This is a genomic window from Caulobacter sp. NIBR2454 (assembly GCF_027474405.1).
Classification (GTDB): Bacteria; Pseudomonadota; Alphaproteobacteria; order Caulobacterales; family Caulobacteraceae; genus Caulobacter.
Window position 1 is genome coordinate 1,252,280 of sequence record NZ_CP114871.1, and the last position, 23,484, is coordinate 1,275,763.

Here is a 23,484-nt window from a genome sequence, read left to right on the forward strand (position 1 = left end):
ACCATGCCCCAGCTGCTTATCGAACTGTTCTCCGAAGAGATCCCGGCCCGCATGCAGGCCCAGGCCGCAAAGGACCTGGAACGTATGGCGCGCGAGCGTCTGGCCGCCGCCGGTTTCCTGCCCGAGGCCCTGACGGCCATGGCCGGCCCGCGCCGCCTGACGCTGGTGGCCGAAGGCCTGCCCATCGCCCAACCGGAACGCCACGAGGAGCTGAAAGGCCCCAAGGTCGGCGCCCCGCCGCAGGCCATGGAAGGCTTCCTGCGCAAGGCGGGCCTGACCCAGGACCAGCTGACCGAGCGTGACGGCGTCTATTTCGCCCACATCCACAAGGCCGGCCGCGCCACCACAGAGATCGTCGCCGAGATGGTCGAGGAGATCGTCCGCGGCTTCCCGTGGCCCAAATCCATGACCTGGGGCACGGGCAGGCTGCGCTGGGTTCGCCCGCTGAAGCGCATCCTGTGCGTCTTCGACCGCGAGATCATCCCGTTCAGCATCGACGGGATCGATAGCGGTGACCTGTCCGAAGGGCATCGCTTCATGGGCCAGAACCGTGTGTTCCGCGCCCGCGACTTTGACGAATACCGCCAGGCCCTGCTGGCCCACCACGTCGTGCTCGACCCGGAAGAGCGCAAGGCGCGCATCCTGGAAGGCGCCAAGACCCTGTGCTTCGCGCGCAATCTGGAGCTGGTCGAGGACCAGGGCCTGCTGGACGAGGTCGCGGGCCTGGCCGAATGGCCGACCCCGATCCTGGGCGACATGGACCCCGCGTTCCTGGCCCTGCCGCCGGAGGTGATCCGCACCTCCATGCGCACGCACCAGAAGTACTTCGCCGTCCGTGATCCGGCGACCGGCAAGCTGGCCCCGCACTTCCTGGTGGTGGCCAACATCCAGGCCGCCGACGGCGGCGCCGAGATCGCCCGCGGCAACGCCAAGGTGCTGTCCTCACGCCTGTCCGACGCCCGCTTCTTCTGGGACGAGGACGTCAAGGTCGGCTTCGAGCCCTGGCTGAAGAAGCTGGACGGGGTGACCTTCCACGCCAAGCTCGGGACCATGGCCGAACGCGTGGAGCGCATCGTCGCCCTGGCCCGCGAGATCGCGCCCCTGGTCGGCGCGGATGTGGACAAGACCGGCGAAGCCGCACGTCTGGCCAAGGCCGACCTGACCTCGGAAATGGTCGGCGAGTTCCCCGAGCTTCAGGGCGTCATGGGCGGCTATTACGCCCGCAACGCCGGCCTGGACGGCGAGATCGCCGACGCCGTGCGCGATCATTATCGTCCGCAAGGACCGGGCGATGCGGTCCCAACCGCGCCGGTCTCCATCGCCGTGGCCCTGGCCGACAAGCTTGACACCCTGGTCGGTTTCTTCGCCATCGACGAGAAGCCCACCGGTTCGAAGGACCCCTTCGCCCTGCGCCGCGCGGCGTTGGGCGTGATCCGTCTGATCCGGGAGAATGCCGCGCGGGCCTCGCTCTCTAAGATAGTCAAAGCTGCCTATCTTCGCATTCAGGAAGACAATCTAAGGTCAGGTCGGGCTTTGGGTGAGCGGCGCTCGACGGCCGAGCCAAATGCAACCCCAGCGCTCGGCCTGAATATCGAGCTGCTTCCTTGGGAGCAGATTGAGCGAGATGTTCTTGTCTTCTTTGCTGACCGTTTGAAAGTCGCCCTGAAAGATGAAGGCAAGCGCCACGACCTCGTCGACGCCGTCTTCGCCCTCGGCGACGACGATCTGGTTCGGATCGTTTCGCGCGTGGAGGCGTTGGACGCCTTCCTGAAAACGGACGACGGGGCCAACTTGCTGGCGGGATACAAGCGCGCGGCCAACATCCTCAAGGCCGAGGAGAAGAAGGGCCCATTGCCGCAGGGCGACGCTGTGGCGCTTTCCGGCGCTCCGGCTGAGGAATCGGCTTTGCTGGAAGCGGTGCAACGCGCGCGTCCTGTCGTGCAAACGGCGCTGACCTCAGAAGATTTTGCCGGCGCCATGCAGGCGCTCGCGCAACTTCGTGCGCCGGTGGACGCATTCTTTGAGAAGGTGCTAGTGAACGATCCGGATGTTGCGGCGCGGGATAACCGTTTGCGGCTCCTATCCCAAGTCAAGACGACCACCGAAACGGTCGCGGACTTTTCACTTATCGCAGGGTGAGCTTTGACATGCCGGTCGAGACGATGACCAAGACGCGCTGGGTCTACTCCTTTGGCGGAGGCGGCGCGGATGGCGACGCCTCGATGAAGAATCTGCTGGGGGGCAAGGGCGCCAACCTGGCCGAGATGTCTTCGCTGGGCCTGCCGGTGCCTCCGGGCTTCACCATCACGACCGAGGCGTGTGTCCACTATTACGCCAACGGCAACCAGTACCCGGCCGAGCTGGCCGAACAGGTGGCCGCCGGTCTGGCGACGGTCGAGAAGCTGACGGGCAAGACCTTTGGCGATCCAGCCAACCCGCTGCTGGTTTCGGTGCGCTCCGGCGCCCGCGCCTCCATGCCGGGCATGATGGACACGGTCCTGAATCTCGGCCTCAACGACGAGACCGTGGCCGGCCTGGCCAAGCTGTCGGGCGACGAGCGTTTCGCCTATGATAGCTACCGCCGCTTCATCCAGATGTTCTCCAACGTGGTGCTTGGCCTCGACCACCACTCGTTCGAGGAAATCCTGGACGACCACAAGGATCGCCTGGGCGTCACGGTCGATACCGACCTGACCGCCGAGGACTGGCGCGCGGTGGTCAAGGACTACAAGGCCGTGGTCTCGCGCGAGCACGGCCAGCCGTTCCCGCAGGACCCGCAAGCCCAGCTGTGGGGCGCGGTTGGCGCCGTCTTCGCCAGCTGGATGAACGACCGGGCCAAGTTCTATCGCCGCATGCACGACATCCCCGAAAGCTGGGGTACGGCGGTCAACATCCAGTCGATGGTGTTCGGCAACATGGGCGCCACCTCGGCGACCGGCGTGGCCTTCACCCGCAACCCGTCGACGGGCGAGGCGCGCCTGTACGGCGAGTTTCTGATCAACGCCCAGGGCGAGGACGTGGTGGCGGGCATCCGCACGCCGCAGTCCCTGACCAAGATCGCCCGCGAGGAAATGGGCGACGTCTCTCCCTCGATGGAGGAGGCGATGCCGGAGGTGTTCGGCCAGTTCAAGACCGTGGTCGAGACGCTGGAGCGGCACTACCGCGACATGCAGGACATCGAGTTCACGGTGGAGCAGGGCGTGCTCTACATGCTCCAGACCCGCAACGGCAAACGCACCGCCAAGGCGGCGCTGAAGATCGCCGTGGATATGGCGGCCGAGGGCGTGATCAGCCAGGACGAAGCCATCCTGCGCATCGAGCCGGCCTCGCTGGACCAACTGCTGCACCCCACCATCGACCCCACCGCCCAGCGTGACGTGATCGCGTCGGGCCTGCCGGCGTCGCCCGGCGCGGCCACCGGCAAGGTGGTGTTCGACTCCGACGAGGCTGAGCGCCTGGGCCAGATGGGCGAAGCGGTCATCCTGGTCCGCGACGAGACCAGCCCCGAAGACATCCACGGCATGCACGCGGCCAAGGGCATCATCACCGCCCGTGGCGGCATGACCAGCCACGCCGCCGTCGTGGCGCGCGGCATGGGCCGCCCTTGCGTCTCCGGCGCGGGCGAGATCGCCATCTTCGAGAACCAGGGCCTGTTCCGGGTCCGCGGCCGTGAATTCCGCGCCGGCGAGATCATCACAGTCGACGGCTCCAAGGGCGAAGTCCTGGCCGGCGCCGTGAAGATGATCGAGCCCGAGCTGACCGGCGACTTCGCGACCCTGATGGTTTGGGCCGACAAGGCCCGCCGCCTAAAGGTGCGCGCCAACGCCGAGACGCCGCTGGACGCCAAGACCGCCCGTCAGTTTGGCGCCGAAGGCATCGGCCTTTGCCGCACCGAGCACATGTTCTTCGACGAGGACCGCATCGCCGCCGTGCGCGAGATGATCCTGGCCGATGACGAGCGCGGCCGCCGCGCCGCCCTGGCGAAGATCCTGCCGATGCAGAAGGGCGACTTCGTCCAGCTGTTCACGATCATGGAAGGCTTGCCGGTCACGGTGCGCCTGCTCGATCCGCCGCTGCACGAGTTCCTGCCGCACACCGAGGGCGATGTGGAAGCCGTGGCCACCGCCACCGGCCTGGACGCCGCCAAGCTGATGCGCCGCGCCAAGGAACTGCACGAGACCAATCCCATGCTCGGCCATCGCGGCTGCCGCCTGGGCGTTTCGTACCCCGAGATCTACGAGATGCAGGTCCGCGCCATCATCGAGGCCGCCTGCGAGATCGCCAAATCGGGCAAGGCCGCTCCGGTGCCGGAAATCATGCACCCGCTGGTCGCCAAGGGCGAGGAGATGAAGTTCCTGCGCGAGCTAACCGACCGCGTGGCCAAGGAAGTGATCGCCGAGCAGGGCGTCGAACTGACCTATCTGGTCGGCACCATGGTCGAACTGCCGCGCGCCGCCCTGCGGGCCGCCGACCTGGCCGAGACCGCCGAGTTCTTCAGCTTCGGCACCAACGACCTGACCCAGACGACGTTCGGCATCAGCCGCGACGACGCCGGCAAGTTCCTGAACGCCTATATCGACAAGGGCATCTTCGAACGCGACCCGTTCGTGACCCTCGACCAGGAAGGCGTGGGCGACCTGATCCGCATCGCCGCCGAACGCGGCCGGGCCGTCCGCCCGGACGTGAAGCTCGGCATCTGTGGCGAGCATGGGGGCGACCCGGCTTCCATCGCCTTCTGCGAGAGCGTGGGTCTGGACTACGTGTCCTGCTCGCCCTTCCGAGTGCCCATCGCCCGACTGGCGGCGGCCCAGGCCGCTCTGTCGAAGAAGTAAGGTTCAAGGGCTCGCCGAAAGGCGGGCCCTTTTCCTTTGGGGCCTATTTGCGCTTGGCGGTGATCAGCACCGACAGATCGCCCAGCGCTGGGTTGACGAAGTCCAGCCGCGTGCGGCCGTCCTCGATCTCGCTGACCACGACGGGGGCCGACGAATTGGTCAGGGTCCAACCCACGGGCAGGACCACCGCGTTAGCGGGGCGTCCCAGGGCGCGGTCGAAGACCAGCTCGTCGCCGACCAGCTTATAGCGGCCGGGATCGGTATAGGTCTCGGCCAGGCGCAGACGCACGGATTCCCCGGCCTTCACGGGCGGGAAGCTGAAGAGAACGATCTCGGTCTCGGCGGTGATCTCGCGCAGGCCGGGGTCCTTGATCCCGGCGGCGGTGATGGCCGCGCCTTTCAACTGCTGAGCCTTCAGCGCTTCCCCTGTGTCCATGTTGCGGGCCGAGGGCTTGGAGGCGGTGCTGCCCGTCCGCACGACGTTGACGTACTGACCCACGCCCGGACGGTCCTCGGTGTAGTCGTGATAGAGCGCGAAACTGTTCGTCTCCGGCGCATTCAGGAAATACACGATGTCCCGCGTCTGGGCGGCGCGCTCGGACACCTTGGCCGCGGCGCTGTTGGCCGTCGGCGTCAGCTTGCCGGGGCGGGCGCGCAGCTTCAGCGGCGCTTGGGCCGGGGTGTTGTTGATGAAGCTGATCCGAAGGCGGCCGTCCGCCTCCTGCGCCACCTGCGACGGATAGTTGGAGGAGACCAGCACATAGCCGGCTGGCAGGACCACGGCGTTGCGCTTCACCCCCAGCGGGCGGTCAAAGACGATGTCGCCCTTGTCCTGGAAGTAGGATTTGGCGTCCTCGTAGGTCTTGTCGATGCGCACGCGGCCCTGGCCGCCGTCGGCGGGGACTGGGCGGGCGAGGGTGACGCGGATGTAGTCGCTGTCGAGGCTGGCTTCGGGCAGGCCGGTGGCGCGGGCGGTGGCGCCGTCCACCACCTTGAACTCCAGCGCTTTGCCCGTGGCCATGTCGAGCACGCTCTCGTCGGTGGCGATGCTGCCCTTGCGGATCGGGTTGAAATAGGCGGTCGCGCCCGGGCGGGCGGCGGTCACGTCATAGATGATGCGGAACTTGCCCGAGCCGGGGCTGAGCAGTTCGTAGCGGGTGTAGGCGTTGATCTCCTGCGGCGCGGCGAAGGCGGGCGCGGCGATGCAGACGACAACGGCGACGAAGGTGGCGATGCGGCCGATCATTTCGCGGCCCCTTCACGCTGGTAAACGCGCTTGCCGCCGACCCAGGTCTCCTGGACCTTGATCTTCCACAGATCCTTGGGCGCCATCTTGTACGGATCGGCGTCGAGGATCAGGAAGTCGGCCCACTTGCCCGTCTCCAGATTGCCAAACTTGCCCTCGCCGAACGCTGCATAGGCCGCGCCGGTGGTGAAGGAAGCCAGCGCCTCGTCTAGGGTCAGGGCCTCGCCAGGATACCAGCCGCCCAGGGGCTGATCGTTATGGTCCTGGCGGGTGACGGCGGCGTGGATGCCGAAAAAGGGGTTGGGCGCCTCGACCGGAAAATCCGAGCCGCCGGCGAACTTGGCGCCGCTGTCCAGTACGCTGCGCCAGGCATAGGCGCCCTTCATGCGGGCGGCGCCCAGCCGGTCCTCGGCCATGTTCTTGTCGGAGGTGGCGTGGGTCGGTTGCATGGAGGCGATCACCTCCAGCTTGGCGAAGCGGGGCAGATCGACGGGATCGACCACCTGCGCATGTTCGATGCGGTGGCGCAGGCCCTTGGGCCTCGAGCCGACGACGCTTTCAAAGGCGTTCAGCACCTCGGCGTTGGCCCCGTCGCCGATGGCGTGGATATTGACCTGATAGCCGCGTGAGGCGGCGCTCTGGACCATGGCGTTCAGCTTGTCCTGCGGCAGGAACTGCAGGCCCATGTTCTTGGGATCGTCGCTATAGGGCGCCTTCAGCAGGGCCCCGCGTGAGCCGAGGGCGCCGTCCGAATAGAGCTTCACCGACTTGAGGGCGAGGCGGTCGTCGTACGTCCAGTCTATGGGCCCCTTGGGCGAGATCGCCTCCAGCGCCTCCATGCCCCCGGCCATGGCGTAGATGCGGGCGGTCAGGCGACCTTCCTTGCCGAAGCGGTCGTAGAGCGCCCAGGTCTTCGGATCGGCGCCCGCGTCGCCCACGCCCGTCAGGCCGACCTCGGCCATGATCTTGAGGGCGGCGTTGAGGGCCGCCTCCGCGTCGGCGGCGGTGGGGGCGGGGACCTTGGCGTCGACCATGTCTTGCGCCGCGTCCACGAGCACCCCGGCGGGCGAGCCGTCCGCCTTGCGCTCCACGCGACCCCCGACCGGGTCCTTGGTCGCAGCGGTGACGCCGGCCAGCTCCAAAGCCTTGGTGTTGCCCCAGCCAGCGTGCCCATCCACGCGGCCAAGCCAGACCGGCCGGTCGCTGACCACGGCGTCGATCTCGGCGGCGGTGGGGAAGCGCCCGAGCTTCCAGATTTCCTGGTTCCAGCCGCGGCCGATGATCCAGGGCTTGTCGGGATTGGCGGCGGCGTAGGCCTTCAGCCGCTGCAGCGCCTCGTCCAGGGACTTCGTGCCCGTCAGGTCCAGCGCCAGGGCTTGGAAGCCCAGGCCCATGACATGGCCGTGGGCGTCGATCAGGCCGGGGATGACGGTCCGGCCGCCGGCATCGACCATGACATCGTCCGGACCCCAGGCGATGCGCGGAACGGCCTGGGTGACCCAGGCGATCTTGCCGTCCTTGCCGATGCGCATGGTGCGGAAGGGGACCGGCTTGCCCGCGGTGTCGAACGCATAGCCGTTGGCGTTCATGACCCAGGTGTCGGCCTGGGCCGCGTTTGCGGCGAGGAGCGCGGCCCCCGCCAGGAAGATCGCCTTCAAAGTCATCGCCGCCCCTTATGGAATACCGGGTGCGACCTTAGTCACCGACCGCGCCGTGGCAATGGCGGCGAGGGGATCAGCGCTTCCTGACGAACACCGTGCCGGCCGAATAGCCGGCACCGAAGCTGCAGATTAGGCCTTCGTCGCCCGCCGTGAACCCGTCGTTGTGCAGGTGGAAGGCGATGATGGAGCCTGCCGACGAGGTGTTGGCGTACTCATCCAGGATGATGACGTTCTCGCCCGGCGCCGGATCGCGACCCAACACCTTGCGGCCGATCATCTCGTTCATGTTGATGTTGGCCTGGTGCAGCCACAGGCGCTTGAGGCCATGAGGGTCCACGCTGATGTCATTGGCGTGCTCGACGATCATCTCGCTGACCATGGGCACCACCTCGCGGAAGACCTTGCGGCCCTCCTGCACGAACAGCTTATCGCGGGCGCCGATGCCCTCTGGCGCGGTGTTGTTGAGGAAGCCGAAGTTGTTGCGGATGTTGTTGGAGAACTGCGTCTTTAGCCGCGTCCCGAGAATGTCCCAGCCCTGGCCCGCGGGGACGTCTTCGGCCCGTTCCACGATCACTGCCGTGGCCACGTCACCGAAGATGAAGTGGCTGTCGCGGTCCTTGAAGTTCAGGTGAGCCGAGCAGATCTCGGGGTTCACCATCAGCACCGCCTTGGCCGAGCCGGTGGCGATGAAGTCCGCCGCCGTCTTGATGCCGAATGTGGCCGACGAGCAGGCCACGTTCATGTCGAAGGCGAAGCCGTCGATGCCCAGGGCCTGCTGCACCTCGATGGCCATGGCCGGATAGGCGCGCTGCATGTTCGAGGCGGCGCACAGGACGGCGCCGATTTCGCTGACCGGCTTGCCCCAACGGGCGATGGCGTCCTTGGCGGCCTCGACCGCGATCTCGGCCAGGATGGAAATCTCTTCGTTTGAGCGTTCGGGGATGACCGGGCGCATGACCTCGGGGTCGATGACGCCCGTCTTGTTCATCACGAAGCGGGATTTGATTCCCGACGCCTTCTCGATGAACTCGGGGGAGGAGGGGCTCAGCGCCTGAACCTCACCCGCCTCGATGGCGGCGGCGTTGGCGGTGTTGAACCGCTCCACGAAGGTGTTGAAGGCTTCGACCAGTTCGGTGTTCGAAACGCTGTGCGGCGGGGTGTACAGCCCCGTGGCGGCGATGACGGCTTGATGCACGAAAGACTTCCCGACGGCGCGCGAGGGCGCGGCTCATATTGGTTTTCTGAAGCGATCAATAGCACGCCGCAGCGCGCCGTCACGTGCGCGGATGTGTCCCGGATAAGGCCGTACCGCCCCAAATAAGGCCGCAACCGCCCTGCGCAGGTCGCGTTTGGCTGCGAACCAGGGGCGTCCCGCAGGGGACGAACTGGGGCGCTGTTCGAGTAGAGTGAGTACAATAAAAATGAAGTCTCTCATGATTGCGGCTAGCGCCGCTGCTATCGCCGCCACCATCGCTCCGGTCGCGGCCAACGCCCAGATGATGGGCGAGACCACTGTCTACGGCACGGCCGGCCTGTCCCGGTCGGGCGCTGACGGCGCTGATCTCGGCGCGGTGCAGGGCCGCATCGGCGCCCGCTTCGGCCAGTATTTCGGTGTGGAAGGCGAAGCCGCCACCGGCATCGACAAGGACCACACCTACATCAACGGCGTGAAGGTCGGCGCCGACCTGAACCACCAGATCGCCGGCTATGCGGTGGGTTACGTGCCGGTCCAGCCGAACCTCGATCTGTTCGCCCGCGTCGGTTACGGCAACACCGAGATCAAGAGTTCAGTCGCTGGCATCTCGACCGAGGCGGACGGCGATTCCTGGAACTACGGGGCAGGCGCCCAGTACTTCTTCGACGAGAAGAACGGCGTCCGCGTCGACTACACCCGCCACGACTTCAAGAACGACGGCGGCAAGGCCGACGTCGCGTCCGTGGCCTACGTCCGCAAGTTCTAACCTCGATCAACTGCTCCTCTCCCGTTCGCGGGAGGGGAGCGACATTTCACCGTTCTTGACGGCGCCGTCACCTTGACGGACGGTCCTCCTTCAAGGGGAGGAAGCGTCGCGTGAACAAGGCGCTGCTTGTAGAGCTTTTCGGGTCGGCCCTCGCGGTGGCCGGCATGGTGGGTCTGGCCTGGTGGGCCAAGATTCCACGATCGACGCCGCCTCTGGACGAGGCGGCTGCGCGAGCCATCCTCGCTGACGATTTTCCTGACATCACGCCTGAAAATATTTGGATCGCCGATGACGGCCGCGGCGCCGTCGCCCGCGCTGGCGAACAGGCGCTGGTGCTGTTCCAACTGGGGGACAGCTATGTGGCTCGGCTTGTGGCGTGGCGCGACGACTTCATCGGCGCGACGCCCTGGCCGCCCAAGGGGGTGCGCGCATGAAGCCCGCCTTCGATCCCGTCACCCTCGCCATTCCGTTCTTCGTCCTGGCCATTGTGCTGGAGATCATCCTGGCGCGTCTTGGCAAGGCCAAGGCGGCCTATGAGACCAAGGACGCCGCCACATCCCTGCTGATGGGTCTGGGCAGCAGCATCGCCGGGTTGTTCACCGCCGGTCTGATCTTCGGGGCCAGCGTATGGGTTTACCAGCATCGGCTGTTCGACATCCCGATGACGGCCATCTGGGCCTGGGTCGTGATCTTCTTCGCCGAGGACCTGACCTACTACTGGTTCCACCGGATCTCGCATGAGCGGCGGTTCTGGTGGGCCAGTCATGTAAACCACCACTCTTCGCAGCACTACAACCTGACCACCGCCCTGCGACAGACCTGGACGGGCGGGGTGGCTGGGACTTGGCTGCTATGGCTGCCGCTGAGCTTCATCGGCTTCCCGCCGGCCATGGTGGCGATCCAGAAGGGGATCAGCCTCGTCTACCAGTTCTGGATTCATACCGAGGCGGTCAAGCGCATGCCACGCTGGTTCGAGGCCGTGTTCAACACGCCCTCGCACCACCGGGTCCACCACGCCCGCAACGCGCGTTACCTGGACGCTAACTACGCCGGCATCCTGATCATCTGGGATCGCCTCTTTGGCACCTTCACGCCCGAGTTGGATGAGGAGCCTCCGCGCTATGGACTGGTGCGCAACCTGGGCGGCTTCAACCTCTTCCACGTGGCGTTCCATGAGTGGATCGGGATTGGCAAGGACCTGATGAAGGCCCGCTCTCCGCGCGAGGTGGCCGGCTATCTGTTCGGCCCGCCCGGCTGGAGCCCGGACGGATCGCGCGACACCTCCGCCACCCTCAAGGCCAAGTGGCGGGCCCGGACGGGTCAGGGCGGTTAGAGCAGCGGCAGGGACAGCCCCGATGCCGGCCGCGCGCTGAGCGCCTCGCGGCGGAAGCGGAACAGCTCCGCGGGCCGGCCGCCGGTCTCCACATCCAGGCGGCCGAGACCTTCCACCAGGTCGGTGCGTTCGACCACGCGGCGGAAGTTCTGCTTGTGCAGGGCCACGCCGGCGATCGCCTCCACCGTGCGCTGCAGGGTGCTGAGGGTGAATTCGGCGGGCATCAGTTCGAACACCACGGGCCGGTATTTCAGCTTCCCGCGCAGACGGCCCAGCCCGGTCGCCAGGATGCGGCGGTGATCGGAAATCATCGGCTCGCCGAACGCTGGCGACAGTGCGGCGGGTTCAGCCGCCGGGCGGCCCTGGTCGCGCGCCAGGTCGCGGGCGGCTTCGGGGGCCAGGCCGGCCTCGTAGAGGAGTTCGTACCGCTCCAGCACCCGCTCCTCGTTCCAGGGCGCGCCGTCCAGGGCGAAGTGCAGCCGGACACGGGCCAGGCGGCCTTCATCCTGACCGGCCCAGGCGCGCAGGGCGGGGGCGAGGGCGTCGTCGATGGCGGCCGGGCGGCCTTCGCGCCAATCTTCCCAAGGGAAGAACCGCGACCACGGCGTCCAAGCGGTGTCGGCCGCCGCGCCGTCGGCGAACGGGCTGAGCGCCAGGTAACCCACCGAAACCACTCGCGCGGCGCCGGCCCCCACCTCGGCCCGAGGTGCGTCGCGGCCTTTGTCGCCGAAGGTATAGAGCTGTTCGACGTAGCCCAGTTCGAACCCGGTCTGCTGGGTCACGAAGGCGCGCAGGGCCAGTTCGAACGTACGGTCCGCGGCGGGATTGAACGGGCCAAAGGGCAGGCCGGCCAGGGTCGAGGTCCTATCCGTCAGGGCGTCGTGCGGGCGCACGGTCAGAACCACGGCCTCGCCGTCACGGATGCCGACGGTGACCGCTGACAGCCCGATGACGACCGACTGTGCGCTCGGCTCCATCATCATTCGGTATCGTGGGCGGCGGCGACCGGTTCGAACCCGGCGGCCTCCGACAGAACATGGAAGCGGTGGACATACCGGTCCTGCGCCTCGCGCGGAGCCTGCGGATCGATGATCAGGTTGTAGCCCGGCGGCGGCGCGCCGAAGAAGCCGAGAGACTCCTCCACCGAGAAGCCCGCCAGCTGCGTCGCCTCGAAGAAGGCGCAGGCGCGGTCGGCCTGCTTGATCAGCTTCTTGATGTCGGCCGGAACCTTCACCGGTAGGCCAAAGCGGATATGGATGGCGTCCTCGAGCTTGGCCTCGAAGTCCTTGTAGCTGACCCCCAGCGCCGCCTTGAACGGCGAAATCATGTCGCCGATCACGTACTCTGACGCGTCGTGCAGCAGGGCGGCCAGCCGCCATTTGGGCTCCAGGTCCGGGCGGATATGGGCCGCGATTTCTTCGACCACCACCGAATGCTGGGCTACCGAGAAGCCGTGCTCGCCGACCGTCTGGCCGTTCCAGCGCGCCACGCGAGCCAGGCCATGCGCGATGTCCTCGATCTCGATGTCCATCGGCGAGGGATCAAGCAAATCCAGGCGCCGGCCGGACAGCATTCGCTGCCAGGCCCGGGGTGGCGCTTTCGTTCTTTGCAGCCCTTTCGCCACTTGATCGTTCCTACAGTGAAGGCTGTTGGCTTGGCCTATCGGTTGATGAAGATCAACGACATGCCGGTCGCCGCCCACAAGAAATGCCTCGAAGAGGAGAATGGATCATGAGCTGGGCGAGGATCATGGCGCCGCTAGCCGGCGGCAAGGGCGATGAAGCGGTCCTGACCGCGGCGGCGGCGTTGGCGGGGCCCTTCGGGGCCGAGGTCGCGGCGGTGCATACCCCCGCTGACGTGGCCGACTTGATGCCCTGGATGGGCGAAGGCTTCATGGGCGGGGTGCAGATCACCGCCATCGAAAGCCTGAAGGAAGCGTCCGCCACGGGCGAGCGTGCCGCGCGTTCGGCGTTTGACGCCTGCGCCGCCAAATCCAAGACCTTCATCTCCCTGGAATCTCCTGTCTGGGCAGGCCTTTCCATGCAGGGACGCCTGTCGGACGTGGTCGTGTTCGACGACGCCGCGGCGCGTGGTCGAGGCCCTCTGGCCGAGGCCTTCCAGCAGATTGTCGCCGACGAGCAACGACCGACCATCGTTGCGCGGCCTGGCTTTAACGCCACCGGCGTCGCCCTTGTGGCCTGGGACGGCGGCAAGGAGGCCAGCCGCGCCGCGCGTACGGCCCTGCCGCTGCTGCAGAAGGCCTCGCGAGTGGTGATCTTCAGCGCGCCGACCGCGACCTCCCGCAAGTTCGATCCAGCTGACCTTCAGGCGTTCTATGCGGCCCGGGGGGTGGCGGCCGAGGTGCAGACGGGCGGGGAAGGCGGCGACGCCGCGCCGATCCTCCTGGAGGCGGCCAGTCGGCTGGGTGCGTCCCTGCTGGTCGCGGGCGCCTTCGGGCACCCGCGTCTTCAGGAATACATCTTTGGCGGCACGACCCGCTCCCTGTTGGGAGCCGAGAACGGCCCGTCGCTGTTCCTGTCTCACTAGTCGCTGAATTCTCCGAGTTTTTGTCTCGCAATTCTCTCCACAAGAAGAAGGGAAGACCCCATGACCCTGTCACGCATCGTGATGCGCCTGGCGCGCAATCCTGGCACCGAGTTCGCTGGTGGTGACGACCATCGCGGCTACGCGCTGACCGCGCCGCTGACCAGCGACGGCCTGCTGGACGAGGCGGCCTATTCCAAGTCGAAAGCCGAATGCACCGTTCGTCGCTTCACCCCCGACGAGGACGCCGCCGATGGCCGCCTGGCCCGCAAAGGAAGCCGCTGGTTCTTCGACTATGACGGGCAGGATGATCTGGACGACGAACCGGTCCATCGCCTCGGCGAGCACCGGTTCGCCGTTGGGGAGTATGTGACCGTGACGGATGAGGACGGTCGCCCGCTGACCTACAAGGTGGTCGAGGTGCAGCCGGTCTGACCGGCCGCACCCGCCCAAACTCAGTCTTCGTTGGTGTTGCGCTTGACCAGGCGTTTCATGTCCATGAAAGCGCCATTTCCGTCGTTGTGGTAATCCTTGCCCTTGGACTTCACCACCGCGACGATCAGCGGGCCTTTCACAGGACCCCTGGCTTCGTAGCCCACCACGGGGTGGTCGCTGGTCGGGATTTTGTCGCCCGCCAGAATTAGGCTGGCCTTGACCGAGTTTTCCCCGAAGTTCTCGGCGCGGATTTCCGCGCCGTTGTCGTCCGCGTTGATGTGGACGCCGGCGACACGGACCTGAGCAGAACCGCCGCTGCTGTCATCCTGCGCGGTGATGTGAAGGCCCGGAAGACGGATTTCGGTGTGTTCGCCGGTCTTTTCCGGCGGCTTGGCCTTGTAGGGAACGAGCGCGCGCAGTTCGGATTCAATGGGGGCCAGGGCCGCGCGAGCGCCATCCGGGCCGATTGCGATCTGACGAAGGGTGATCTCCGCGTCGTCGCCCGTGTAAACGCAAGACTTGCCGTCGGCGGCGGCGCTGACACGGGTCAGAACCCCCTGCTTCTCAGGACAGTCCAGACGTGACTTCACCGTCATCGCCTTGTCGTTCCAGTGGTTGTTCGAGGGCTTGGGCGGTTTGCCATCGGGACCGCAGGCGGCCAGGGCTAGGCCCGCAAAGCACAGGACGCCGGCGGTGGCCAGGAACGGACGTTTCATCGTTGTCTCCCCTCTCGAAGCTTGCCGCGAGGGTGCGGCGCGCCTGAGAGAGGGTCCAATGAAATTGCGGTAAGAACCGCCTTCCCAGCATTAAATCGCCGCAAGAAACCTTATTGGCCGGGGCGTCCCGAACTGCCTTCGCGGCGGGCCAGGAAGGCCAGACGCTCGAACAGGTGGACGTCCTGTTCGTTCTTGAGCAGGGCGCCATGCAGGGGCGGGATCAGCTTGGTCGGGTCCTTCTCGCGCAGGACCGTCTCGTCGATATCCTCGACCATCAGCAGCTTCAACCAATCCAGCAACTCGGACGTGGAGGGCTTCTTCTTCAGGCCCGGCACCTTGCGCATGTCGTAGAAGATGCGCAGCGCCTCGGCGACCAGCTTTTCCTTGATGCCGGGGAAGTGGACGTCGACGATGGCCTGCATGGTCGCCTCGTCCGGGAAGCGGATGTAGTGGAAGAAGCAGCGGCGCAGGAAGGCGTCCGGCAGCTCTTTTTCGTTATTGGAGGTGATGATCACCACTGGCCGGACCTCGGCCTTGATGGTCTCGCCGGTCTCGTAGACGAAGAATTCCATCCGATCGAGCTCCTGGAGGAGGTCGTTGGGGAATTCGATATCGGCCTTGTCGATCTCGTCGATCAGCAGGACGGGGCGGGGCTGACCCTTGGCGGGGGCCTCGAACGCCTCCCACAGCTTGCCCTTCTTGATGTAGTTCTTGACGTCCTTGACCTTCTCGTCGCCCAGCTGACTGTCGCGCAAACGGGTGACGGCGTCGTACTCGTAGAGACCCTGGTGGGCCTTGGTCGTGGACTTGATGTGCCAGGTGAGCAGCGGCGAGCCCATGGCCTTGGCGACTTCGTAGGCCAGGACGGTCTTGCCGGTGCCGGGCTCGCCCTTGATCAGCAGCGGGCGCTCCAGCGCGATTGCCGCATTGACCGCGACCTTCAAGTCCTCGGTGGCGACGTAATCCTGAGTGCCTTCGAAACGGCCAGCCATGCGATCATCCAAACAAGTGTTCAAGAGATCGCAAACTAAAGGGCGGCGCAGGACATTCAAGTCCCGCGCCGCCCTGATCAGTTCGTCCGCGTCGATCTAGTCCGCGTCGATCTAGTCGGCGCCGGGATTGATCGAGACGGGATCGGAGGCCGGGAAGGTCTCCTTCAGCCCGTGGTCGAGCTGCTTTTCCTTGTCCAGCCGGCTGGGGGGAAGGGGATTGGCGTCAGTCGCCTGTTCATCCTCGTCCTCTTCATCGTCGAGGTCTTCATCCTCATCGACAGTGTCGTCGGCGTAGAGCGCGGGGATCGCGCCGTCGTCCAGCCCAGGCCGACGCGGCAGCGGATCATGGAATCGATAGTCGATTTCGGGGGTCATAGGTGCGACTCCTGCTGCGGGCGGAGACCGTCCCCACCTGCGCTGAATCAACCCGCCGGGGTGAGTCGGGTTCCTTGCGCTCGCGTAGCGGGCGACGCCTTTGCAACAACGGGACTGTTCGCCTAATCCAGGGCTTGAAGCTGCGGAATGCGGAGTTGATGTGAAGCACCCCTATATCTTGGAGGCTACTCAGGCTTATCGTGAGGGTCGTAACGTCGCCGAGCATTTGCGCGCTCTTTTGGGCGAGGACGCTAATACCGGCGCGATCATTGAGGCCGCTTACGACCTTCAGGCCGGATCATATGTGGCCAGCTTCGTCAGCTCCGATAATCCGTATCCCATCGAGATCGCCCAAATACTCCGTCCGCACCTGACGGAAGCTGAAACCATCCTCGACGTCGGAACCGGCGAATGCACGACGCTGTATAGCGTCGGCAAGCATGCATTTTCAGAGCACCATCGGCTGTTTGCCTGTGACATCAGTTGGTCGCGGCTTCGTTCAGCGGTCACTTGGCTTGAGCGAACAGCGCCGGAAGTCCTCGATCGGCTCTCACTCGCCGTGGGCGATATGTTGAATCTTCCCTTCCAGTCCAAGAGTGTGGATGTGGTCTGGACAAGCCATGCCATCGAGCCCAACGGCGGTCGAGAGCGTGAAGCGCTTCGGGAATTGTTCCGTGTGGCGCGTCAAAAGGTGTGCCTGTTCGAGCCATCCTATGAGGACAACAGCCCCGAAGGTCGGGCGCGCATGGACAGTCATGGCTATATCCGGGGCCTTCCAGAGGCGATCGCCGATTGTGGCGGAGTGTTGCACGAGAAGGTGCGCTTGGAACGCGCGAACAACCCTCTCAACCCAACCTTCGCCTACATTATCACTCCGCCGCCGCTGGCTGGCGGTGAAGAGCCCCCTCGACGGTCCAATCTTGTGTGGGCATGTCCGAATACCGGCTTGGCTCTTGAGGAGGAGGCTGGCTTTCTTTTTTGTCCTGACGCGGGTCTCGCCTATCCGATCCTGAAGGGGCTTCCGATCTTACGACAGGACGCGGCGATCCTAGCCACGGGTCTTCGGCGTTTTGGCTAGGCGGCGCGCTCGATCCTGCCGAATTGGCTCTCCCCGCTAATGCATCGAGCTAGATTTTGACCGACCTCGTGGAGGATCGGCGACCAGTCGAGCGAATTGGTGCGAGGAAAGCATCGAACCTGTGGAAACCACGGATAGTGGTCTGTTCCAAATTGCGTCCAGGAGGCTTGGCTGGTCACCATCCACACCGGTGTTCCAACTGCACCTGTGATCTGTGTGTTCGCATTGGGATTCCCCACGACGACGTCCAGAGCCGCGGATAGGGCGGCGACATCATCCAAATCTGTTTTCAGATCGATCCCGGGAGCGTGGAAAATCTCTACGCCAAACCGCTCTCGGGCATCTGCCAACTCTTCATCGACGTCGCCGTACTGCATGTTGATGAAAGTCGCGCCTGGGGTTTGCAGGATTGGCCCCCAGCTATGGAATGGAGAGTAAGACGACGCCCGATCGCCTGTGATCTTCATGCTCTTCCACAGCACGCCAACCTTCGGTCCGGGCGGCAGGCTGTCTAGCCACCCACGCCAGTGCGCAACGCGCTCGGGATCTGGGGTAAGGAAGCCGGGAGTGGTGGGAAAATCCTCGACCTTGTTTCTGAAGTGACGCAACAGCGATCCCATCGGAGTCCAGAAATCGATCTCTTTCCAGTTTTCGATTTCCAAGCTGCCGCGTTTGACGCGTCCTTCGAGGCGAATGGTCTTGTGGCTGATGACGCGGGCGGTCGGGAATGAGCGCTGGAAGAGCGGCTGAAGGCGGCGCTCCACCGCCAGGGTGAGGATGCCGTTTGGACCCAACGCCTCGATCGTATCCGGAATGATGTTGGCAAACAGTATCTCATCGCCCACGCCCTGCTCGGCGAAAACCATAAGGTGCTTGCCGGCCAGTTGGTCAGAGGGCGTCCATCGCGGTGCATCGGCGATGAAAATCGGGGCTTCGGAATGTCCCGGAAGGAAACGAGCCTCGTAGAACGCCCACCCCTCCTCAAGCCTGCCCGCGGCGAGGAGAAGGATCGCCTTAGAGAACTTCATGTTGTCTAGGTCGGAGGATGATCCAACCAAGTCGATCGCCAGATCGCATTCCTCGAGCGCGGTAGCGAGATCACCAACGGCCCAAAGGGCCCCGCTTCGGTTGTAGTGGGCAAGCGCGAAGTCGGGTTTGAGCCGGGCCGATTCCTCAAAGAAGACCAAAGAGCCTAGTGCGTCGCCTTTGTTTTTCAGGATTGTGCCTAGCGTATTCCACAGGATGTGGCTGCTCGGATTTTCTGTAAGGACTGGCTTAATTACGTCGATCGCTTCGTCAAAGCGGGCCATGTCGCGCAACGACGTAGCGATGTTGTTGGTGGCTTCTAGACTCGAAGGATTCTTGGAGAGATAGATCGCATAAAGCTTGATGGCTAACTCGGGCATATCCAGGCGAGACGCCAAGCGGCCGAGGTCCAGGGCGACCATCGTCTCGTCCGCAAGTAGCTGCAGAGCGGCATCATAGCATCGCAGTGAACTTCCCAGATCGCCCAGCTTTTCCCGCGCGACCGCCAGCACGTACCAAGCCATGCCTTGCTTGTCGTCAAGCTTGAGTGCGGCCAGCGCCAGCTTTTCGCCTTCAACGTAACTGCGGCCGTTTATGGCTCGGATGGCCCGCGAAAGAAGGCCTGGGACCTCCTGATCGCGAAGTTCAGCGACCGCACGGGTCAGTTTGTCGAGCGCTTCCCTGGAGGCCGCGTCCCCTATCGGGCCGGCCATCATCTTCGGTTGAACCGCCTCGGGCGCGACTTCCGCGCCGCCGAGCAGTGCTGCGTAGGAGGTTTGTGTTTTCCGAAGCGACATTAAAGAAACCCTGATTCCAACGGCTCAATGCTGGGCAAACATGCTTAATCGATTGCTAAGGCGGCGTCGGCGCACGCCCTCCGGGCAACCATCCGTTAACCATGTTTGGCTAGGCAGAAGCTGTCTGGAATGGGGAAGCTGACCGTGCCGCTGAAACTGTCACTAAAGCCTGGGGAGCGGTTCGTTCTCAACGGGGCCGTCGTACAGAATGGCGATCGGCGTTCGACGCTTATTCTCCAGAACAAGGCGTCGGTGCTGCGTGAGAAGGACATCATGCAGACGGCGGATGCGGTTACGCCGGCGCGCCGGATCTATTTCCCGGTGATGATGATGTATCTGGACGGGGGAGAGCTCGAATCCCACTACGATGAATTCGTCCGGCGCATGAGCGAATTCATGGGCGTGATCGGTAATCCCGACGTGTTGGCTGATTGCGTAACCATTTCGAAGTACGTTCTGGCCAAGGAATTCTACAAGGCGCTGATGCTTAGCCGCCGACTGATCGAGTACGAGAACGAGAGGTTGGGGAATGTCCCTACGGGCGTATCAACAGACGGCGATTAGCGCTGAGTCGCCTCGCGAGATCGAGTATCGGATTTTTGGCGAGGTCACGCGTGATCTAATGTCAGCGGCGTCGGGGCCGGCCGACGATTTCAATGGTCGTATGAATGCGCTCGACCGTAATCGCCGCCTTTGGTCCGCCTTCGCCACCGATTGCTCCCAGCCCTCCAATCAGCTTCCCCCGGCTCTGCGGGCACAGATCATCTCGTTGAGCCTCTGGGTTGCTCGCCACTCCAGCGCGGTGATGCGCAAGGAGGAGGATTTTGAGCCTCTGATCGATATCAATCGATCGATCATGCAGGGGCTGTCCCAGCGACCGGGCAGCTGAGTTTCTCCCTTAGTTGTATCCAATTGGCGGCGCAGGTTCCCATCTGCGCCGTTTTTCTTTGTCCAAGGGCGCAAGTTGCACGGCAACATGTGCCGCGCCGGAAAAATCTACCTGGCAGCGCTCGTGTGGTCGCGGGGATGCGGATCGTTAACGATCTGATATCGTAGGGTTTTTTCGCAAGTTTGGTTTGGCGCGCCGTTTGCGATGCGCGGGGTGAGCAAAACGCTCGCTCGGCACTGTGCCGGAAACACCGACCAAAATGGTAGGGACCTATGATCGCTAACTCCGTGAACACCAACGCCGGCGCCATGATTGCGCTGCAGAACCTGAACCAGACCAATTCTGAGCTTCAGCAGACGCAGGGCCGCATCAACACCGGCAAGAAAATCGGCACCGCCAAGGACAACGGCGCCATCTGGGCTATCGCCGAGAACCAATCGGCTATCGCCAACTCGCTGAACGCCGTGCGCGACTCGCTGCAGCGCGGTCAGTCGACCATCGACGTCGGCCTCGCCGCCGGCGACACGGTCGTCGATCTGCTGAACAAGATGAAGGAGAAGGCTCTAGCTGCTGCCGACACCTCTATCACCACCGCCAGCCGCACCACCCTGGCCGCCGACTTCGCTTCGCTGCGCGACCAGATCACCAAGGCTGTCAGCAACGCCAAGTTCAGCGGCGCCAACATCATCGACGGCTCGGTCACTTCTATGTCGTTCCTGTCGAACGACTCTGGGGATCCGTTCACCGTTTCGGCTCGCAATCTGTCGCTGGCTGGCCTGAACATCTCCGCCAGCGCCACGTTCGCGTCGGCGTCGGAAGCATCGGGCATGATCTCGATCGTGACGACCGCTCTGTCGGACGCCACGGACAAGCTGGCTTCGCTGGGTACGAACTCGGCCGGCCTGGACGCTCACCTGACCTTCGTCGGCAAGCTGCAAGACAGCCTCGACGCCGGTGTGGGCAACCTGGTCGACGCCGATCTGGCCAAGGAAAGCGCCCGACTGACCGCTCTGCAGACCAAGCAACAGCTGGGCACGCAGGCTCTGTCGATCGCCAACCAAGCGCCGCAGTCGGTCCTGTCGCTCTTCGGCTAACCGCCAACTATGGGGAGGCGTTCGCCGCCTCCCCATTTACTTATCGCTAAGCACAATCGAGGCGTTTTTGCCCGGCAACATTTGCCGATTCCTCATTGGAGTCGGCAGGTGTTGCCGGGCATTTTGGTTCTAAACAAACCTATAACGCTGTATTTTCGGGGGCTTAGGAAAAATCTGCCCGCTAGGCAAGTTTGGCCCGGTCGTTGCTACCGAGTTCCTGGGCAAAAAGCCCCCGGCCGTCAAAACGACGCCGGATACGAGAAAAAGGAACTCTCGATATGGCGCTGAACAGCGTGAACACCAACGTCGGGGCCATGGCCGCCCTGCAGACCCTCAACGGCACCAACACCGAACTGGGCATCGTCCAAGGCCGCATCAACACCGGCAAGAAGGTCGGCACCGCCAAGGATAACGGCGCCATCTGGGCTATCGCCGAGAACCAATCGGCCATCTCCAACTCGTTGAACGCGGTGCGCGACTCGCTGCAACGTGGTCAGTCGACCATCGACGTCGGCCTCGCCGCCGGTGACACGGTCGTGGATCTGCTGAACAAGATGAAGGAAAAGGCCCTGGCGGCCGCCGACACCTCGCTCACCAGCTCGGCTCGCGCCACCCTGGCCGCGGACTTCGGTTCGCTGCGTGACCAGATCACCAAGGCTGTCAGCAACGCCAGCTTCGGCGGCGCCAACATCGTCGACGGCACCGTCAGCTCGATGGCGTTCCTGTCGAACGATTCGGGCGACGCCTTCACCGTGACCGCCAAGGATCTGTCGCTGTCGGGCCTGAGCATCGCCGCCAGCGCCAGCTTCACGACGGCGTCGGAAGCGCTGACGATGATCGGCACCGTGACGACCGCTCTGTCGGACGCCACGGACAAGCTGGCTTCGCTGGGTACGAACTCGGCCGGCCTGGACGCTCACCTGACCTTCGTCGGCAAGCTGCAAGACAGCCTCGACGCCGGTGTGGGCAACCTGGTCGACGCCGATCTGGCCAAGGAAAGCGCCCGACTGACCGCTCTGCAGACCAAGCAACAGCTTGGCGTGCAGGCGCTGTCGATCGCCAACTCCTCGACCTCCACCGTGCTGGGCCTGTTCCGCTAAGGAATGGAAGGAAGGCGGGCTTTTGGCCCGCCTTCCACCCTCCACGCCGCGCGCTTCGACCCTGAAGCGCCGTTTGTCAGGAAGGCGTCAGCCTTTAACGGCTGACGGCAGGAGAAATGACCGATCCAGTTGTTCAACTGAATCTCACCGTGGATGTCGAAGGCCGCGCCGCCCCCGCACTCGAGGGCGGCTTTGCTCGTACAGGCCAGCCGTTGACCGAGCCCAAGGCCTCGGACGTGCGCCTGTTCATCGAGCGGGACGAAACCAGCGGCGTCTATATCTACAAGACACTCGACCGGGTGACCGGCGAGGTCCTCTCGCAGTTTCCGCGCGAGGAAGTGCTGCGCGTCATGAAGTCTCCGGACTACGTCCCAGGCACGATCTTCGACGCCAAGAGCTGAGATTTGGCGCCGCCTTGAGGGCGGGCGGATGTTAAAATTCGTGGTTTATTTCCGTTAACCATACGGACACCTCTTAAGGTTAACGCTCGTCTCTATGGCGGAGCGTCCCCGAATCGAGGCGCTCTGCGGCCAGGCAAAAAGCCTCCGGGAGACGGCTCATGACGCTGAGCGTGAATACCAACAAGTCCGCTCTGATCGCCCTTCAGAATCTTAACAAGACGTCGGATGAGCTCGGCAAGGCCGAGGATCGCATCAGCACGTCGCTGGAGATTTCCAGCGCCAAGGACAACGCCTCGATCTGGTCGATCGCCCAAGACCAACGGGCGGACGTCAGCTCGCTGAACTCCGTGAAGATGAGTTTGAACCGCGCCCAGTCGATTTCCGACGTGGCCATGGCGGCCGGCGAGTCCGTCTCCAATCTCCTCAATCAGATGCGCGAGAAGGTCATCGCGGCGATGGAGACATCGCTGGGTAGTTCCGCGCGTAGGGCTCTGAATGATGACTTCCAGGGTTTGCTGTCCCAGTTGGGACAGGTGGTCGAGAACGCCAGCTTCGATGGTTCCAACATTCTCGATGCCTCGCTTTCCCAGAGCCTGCGATTCCTCGCCGACGCTGACGCTGTGCTGGCGATCACACTCACTCTTCAGGATCTGACGGTCGGGGGAGCGAATGTTCAAATCCCACCGGCATCCGATATCCTGACTTCGTCGAACGCTGCAGCCGCGCTCACCCTGCTAGATGCGTCCATCCAATCGACGAACGGGGCGATCAGCACTGTCGGCTCTCAAGCCAAGCGGATCGAGGCGCACCTGACCTTCATCGGCAAGCTTAGCGATACGCTTGAGGCCGGCGTCGGTAACCTGGTCGATGCCGACATGGCCAAGGAGAGCGCCAAGCTCCAAGCCCTTCAGGTACAGCAGCAGCTTGGCGTACAGGCGCTCTCGATCGCTAACAGTGCCCCGCAGGTGATCCTGTCCCTATTCCAAGGTCAGGGCTGACTTTCT

Annotated in this window: 24 protein-coding genes; 15 read left to right on the forward strand and 9 right to left on the reverse strand. The window is 64.3% G+C overall.

The window, feature by feature from the left end; genetic code table 11:
• Positions 1 to 3: 3 nt before the first annotated feature.
• Both glyS and ppdK read left to right on the forward strand, forming a co-directional pair.
• On the forward strand, positions 4 to 2,139 hold the full coding sequence (gene glyS, locus O5K31_RS06150) for a glycine--tRNA ligase subunit beta (protein WP_269716430.1): 2,136 nt from the start codon (positions 4 to 6) through the stop codon (positions 2,137 to 2,139).
• Positions 2,140 to 2,147: 8 nt separating this feature from the next.
• A complete protein-coding gene (ppdK, locus tag O5K31_RS06155; RefSeq protein WP_269716431.1) occupies positions 2,148 to 4,832 on the forward strand; it encodes a pyruvate, phosphate dikinase in 2,685 nt (894 codons plus the stop codon).
• A 43-nt stretch (positions 4,833 to 4,875) separates the two neighbouring features.
• Here ppdK and O5K31_RS06160 read toward each other — a convergent pair whose 3' ends face one another.
• The 3 genes from O5K31_RS06160 to O5K31_RS06170 form a co-directional block, all read right to left on the reverse strand.
• Positions 4,876 to 6,078 (reverse strand): hypothetical protein, encoded by a 1,203-nt coding sequence (locus O5K31_RS06160; protein ID WP_269716432.1) that lies wholly within the window; start codon positions 6,076 to 6,078, stop codon positions 4,876 to 4,878.
• Positions 6,075 to 7,742, reverse strand: coding sequence for an amidohydrolase (locus tag O5K31_RS06165; protein ID WP_269716433.1), 1,668 nt, complete (start codon positions 7,740 to 7,742; stop codon positions 6,075 to 6,077). Before O5K31_RS06165 ends, O5K31_RS06160 begins: the two co-directional genes overlap by 4 nt.
• Before the next feature lie 70 nt (positions 7,743 to 7,812).
• Positions 7,813 to 8,934 carry a beta-ketoacyl-ACP synthase III gene (locus O5K31_RS06170; protein WP_269716434.1) on the reverse strand — a complete coding sequence of 374 codons (1,122 nt, stop codon included), beginning with the start codon at positions 8,932 to 8,934 and terminating at the stop codon, positions 7,813 to 7,815.
• Positions 8,935 to 9,172: 238 nt separating this feature from the next.
• On the opposite strand from O5K31_RS06170, the gene O5K31_RS06175 reads away from it, so the two are divergent.
• From O5K31_RS06175 to O5K31_RS06185, 3 genes are all read left to right on the forward strand, one after another.
• Positions 9,173 to 9,700 (forward strand): porin family protein, encoded by a 528-nt coding sequence (locus tag O5K31_RS06175; protein ID WP_269716435.1) that lies wholly within the window; start codon positions 9,173 to 9,175, stop codon positions 9,698 to 9,700.
• Between the two features lie 110 nt (positions 9,701 to 9,810).
• Positions 9,811 to 10,134, forward strand: a complete 324-nt coding sequence (locus O5K31_RS06180) for a hypothetical protein (RefSeq protein ID WP_269716436.1) — start codon at positions 9,811 to 9,813, stop codon at positions 10,132 to 10,134.
• The gene (locus tag O5K31_RS06185) at positions 10,131 to 11,033 is read left to right on the forward strand and encodes a sterol desaturase family protein (RefSeq protein WP_269716437.1); all 903 of its coding nucleotides are present in this window, start codon (positions 10,131 to 10,133) and stop codon (positions 11,031 to 11,033) included. Before O5K31_RS06180 ends, O5K31_RS06185 begins: the two co-directional genes overlap by 4 nt.
• On the opposite strand, the gene O5K31_RS06190 is transcribed toward O5K31_RS06185, so the two are convergent.
• Complete coding sequence (locus tag O5K31_RS06190; protein ID WP_269716438.1) at positions 11,030 to 12,016, reverse strand: NUDIX hydrolase; 987 nt, start codon at positions 12,014 to 12,016, stop codon at positions 11,030 to 11,032. The two genes, O5K31_RS06185 and O5K31_RS06190, sit on opposite strands and share 4 nt — an antisense overlap.
• On the reverse strand, positions 12,013 to 12,606 hold the full coding sequence (locus O5K31_RS06195; protein ID WP_269716439.1) for an HD family hydrolase: 594 nt from the start codon (positions 12,604 to 12,606) through the stop codon (positions 12,013 to 12,015). The genes O5K31_RS06190 and O5K31_RS06195 overlap by 4 nt, the downstream gene beginning before the upstream one ends.
• Here O5K31_RS06195 and O5K31_RS06200 point away from each other — a divergent pair.
• Genes O5K31_RS06200 through O5K31_RS06210 form a run of 3 tightly spaced genes read left to right on the forward strand, consistent with a single transcriptional unit; the run spans position 12,535 to position 14,012 of the window.
• Complete coding sequence (locus tag O5K31_RS06200) at positions 12,535 to 12,768, forward strand: hypothetical protein (protein WP_269717129.1); 234 nt, start codon at positions 12,535 to 12,537, stop codon at positions 12,766 to 12,768. The genes O5K31_RS06195 and O5K31_RS06200 overlap by 72 nt on opposite strands.
• The gene (locus O5K31_RS06205; protein WP_269716440.1) at positions 12,765 to 13,580 is read left to right on the forward strand and encodes a universal stress protein; all 816 of its coding nucleotides are present in this window, start codon (positions 12,765 to 12,767) and stop codon (positions 13,578 to 13,580) included. The genes O5K31_RS06200 and O5K31_RS06205 overlap by 4 nt, the downstream gene beginning before the upstream one ends.
• 60 nt (positions 13,581 to 13,640) lie before the next feature.
• On the forward strand, positions 13,641 to 14,012 hold the full coding sequence (locus tag O5K31_RS06210; protein WP_269716441.1) for a hypothetical protein: 372 nt from the start codon (positions 13,641 to 13,643) through the stop codon (positions 14,010 to 14,012).
• Between the two features lie 20 nt (positions 14,013 to 14,032).
• Here the strand turns inward: O5K31_RS06210 and O5K31_RS06215 are convergent, their stop codons facing one another.
• The 3 genes from O5K31_RS06215 to O5K31_RS06225 form a co-directional block, all read right to left on the reverse strand.
• Positions 14,033 to 14,728, reverse strand: coding sequence for a hypothetical protein (locus O5K31_RS06215; protein WP_269716442.1), 696 nt, complete (start codon positions 14,726 to 14,728; stop codon positions 14,033 to 14,035).
• A 110-nt stretch (positions 14,729 to 14,838) separates the two neighbouring features.
• Complete coding sequence (locus tag O5K31_RS06220) at positions 14,839 to 15,720, reverse strand: AAA family ATPase (protein ID WP_269716443.1); 882 nt, start codon at positions 15,718 to 15,720, stop codon at positions 14,839 to 14,841.
• A 111-nt stretch (positions 15,721 to 15,831) separates the two neighbouring features.
• The gene (locus O5K31_RS06225) at positions 15,832 to 16,095 is read right to left on the reverse strand and encodes a hypothetical protein (RefSeq protein WP_269716444.1); all 264 of its coding nucleotides are present in this window, start codon (positions 16,093 to 16,095) and stop codon (positions 15,832 to 15,834) included.
• Positions 16,096 to 16,255: 160 nt separating this feature from the next.
• Between O5K31_RS06225 and O5K31_RS06230 the strand changes: the two genes are divergently transcribed.
• Positions 16,256 to 17,173 carry a methyltransferase domain-containing protein gene (locus tag O5K31_RS06230; protein WP_269716445.1) on the forward strand — a complete coding sequence of 306 codons (918 nt, stop codon included), beginning with the start codon at positions 16,256 to 16,258 and terminating at the stop codon, positions 17,171 to 17,173.
• Here the strand turns inward: O5K31_RS06230 and O5K31_RS06235 are convergent.
• Entirely contained in the window at positions 17,170 to 18,996 is a 1,827-nt protein-coding gene (locus tag O5K31_RS06235; RefSeq protein ID WP_269716446.1) for a tetratricopeptide repeat protein, read from the reverse strand. The genes O5K31_RS06230 and O5K31_RS06235 overlap by 4 nt on opposite strands.
• 144 nt (positions 18,997 to 19,140) lie before the next feature.
• On the opposite strand from O5K31_RS06235, the gene flbT reads away from it, so the two are divergent.
• The 6 genes from flbT to O5K31_RS06265 all read left to right on the forward strand — a co-directional run bounded on the left by flbT (position 19,141) and on the right by O5K31_RS06265 (position 23,478).
• On the forward strand, positions 19,141 to 19,560 hold the full coding sequence (gene flbT, locus O5K31_RS06240) for a flagellar biosynthesis repressor FlbT (protein ID WP_269717008.1): 420 nt from the start codon (positions 19,141 to 19,143) through the stop codon (positions 19,558 to 19,560).
• Positions 19,526 to 19,885 (forward strand): flagellar biosynthesis regulator FlaF, encoded by a 360-nt coding sequence (gene flaF / locus O5K31_RS06245; protein WP_269716447.1) that lies wholly within the window; start codon positions 19,526 to 19,528, stop codon positions 19,883 to 19,885. Before flbT ends, flaF begins: the two co-directional genes overlap by 35 nt.
• Positions 19,886 to 20,157: 272 nt before the next feature.
• On the forward strand, positions 20,158 to 20,979 hold the full coding sequence (locus O5K31_RS06250; protein WP_269716448.1) for a flagellin: 822 nt from the start codon (positions 20,158 to 20,160) through the stop codon (positions 20,977 to 20,979).
• Positions 20,980 to 21,257: 278 nt separating this feature from the next.
• Positions 21,258 to 22,079, forward strand: coding sequence for a flagellin (locus O5K31_RS06255; RefSeq protein WP_269716449.1), 822 nt, complete (start codon positions 21,258 to 21,260; stop codon positions 22,077 to 22,079).
• Between the two features lie 116 nt (positions 22,080 to 22,195).
• On the forward strand, positions 22,196 to 22,480 hold the full coding sequence (locus O5K31_RS06260) for a flagellar protein FlaG (protein ID WP_269716450.1): 285 nt from the start codon (positions 22,196 to 22,198) through the stop codon (positions 22,478 to 22,480).
• Between the two features lie 158 nt (positions 22,481 to 22,638).
• Positions 22,639 to 23,478, forward strand: coding sequence for a flagellin (locus tag O5K31_RS06265; RefSeq protein ID WP_269716451.1), 840 nt, complete (start codon positions 22,639 to 22,641; stop codon positions 23,476 to 23,478).
• The last annotated feature ends 6 nt before the right edge of the window (positions 23,479 to 23,484 follow it).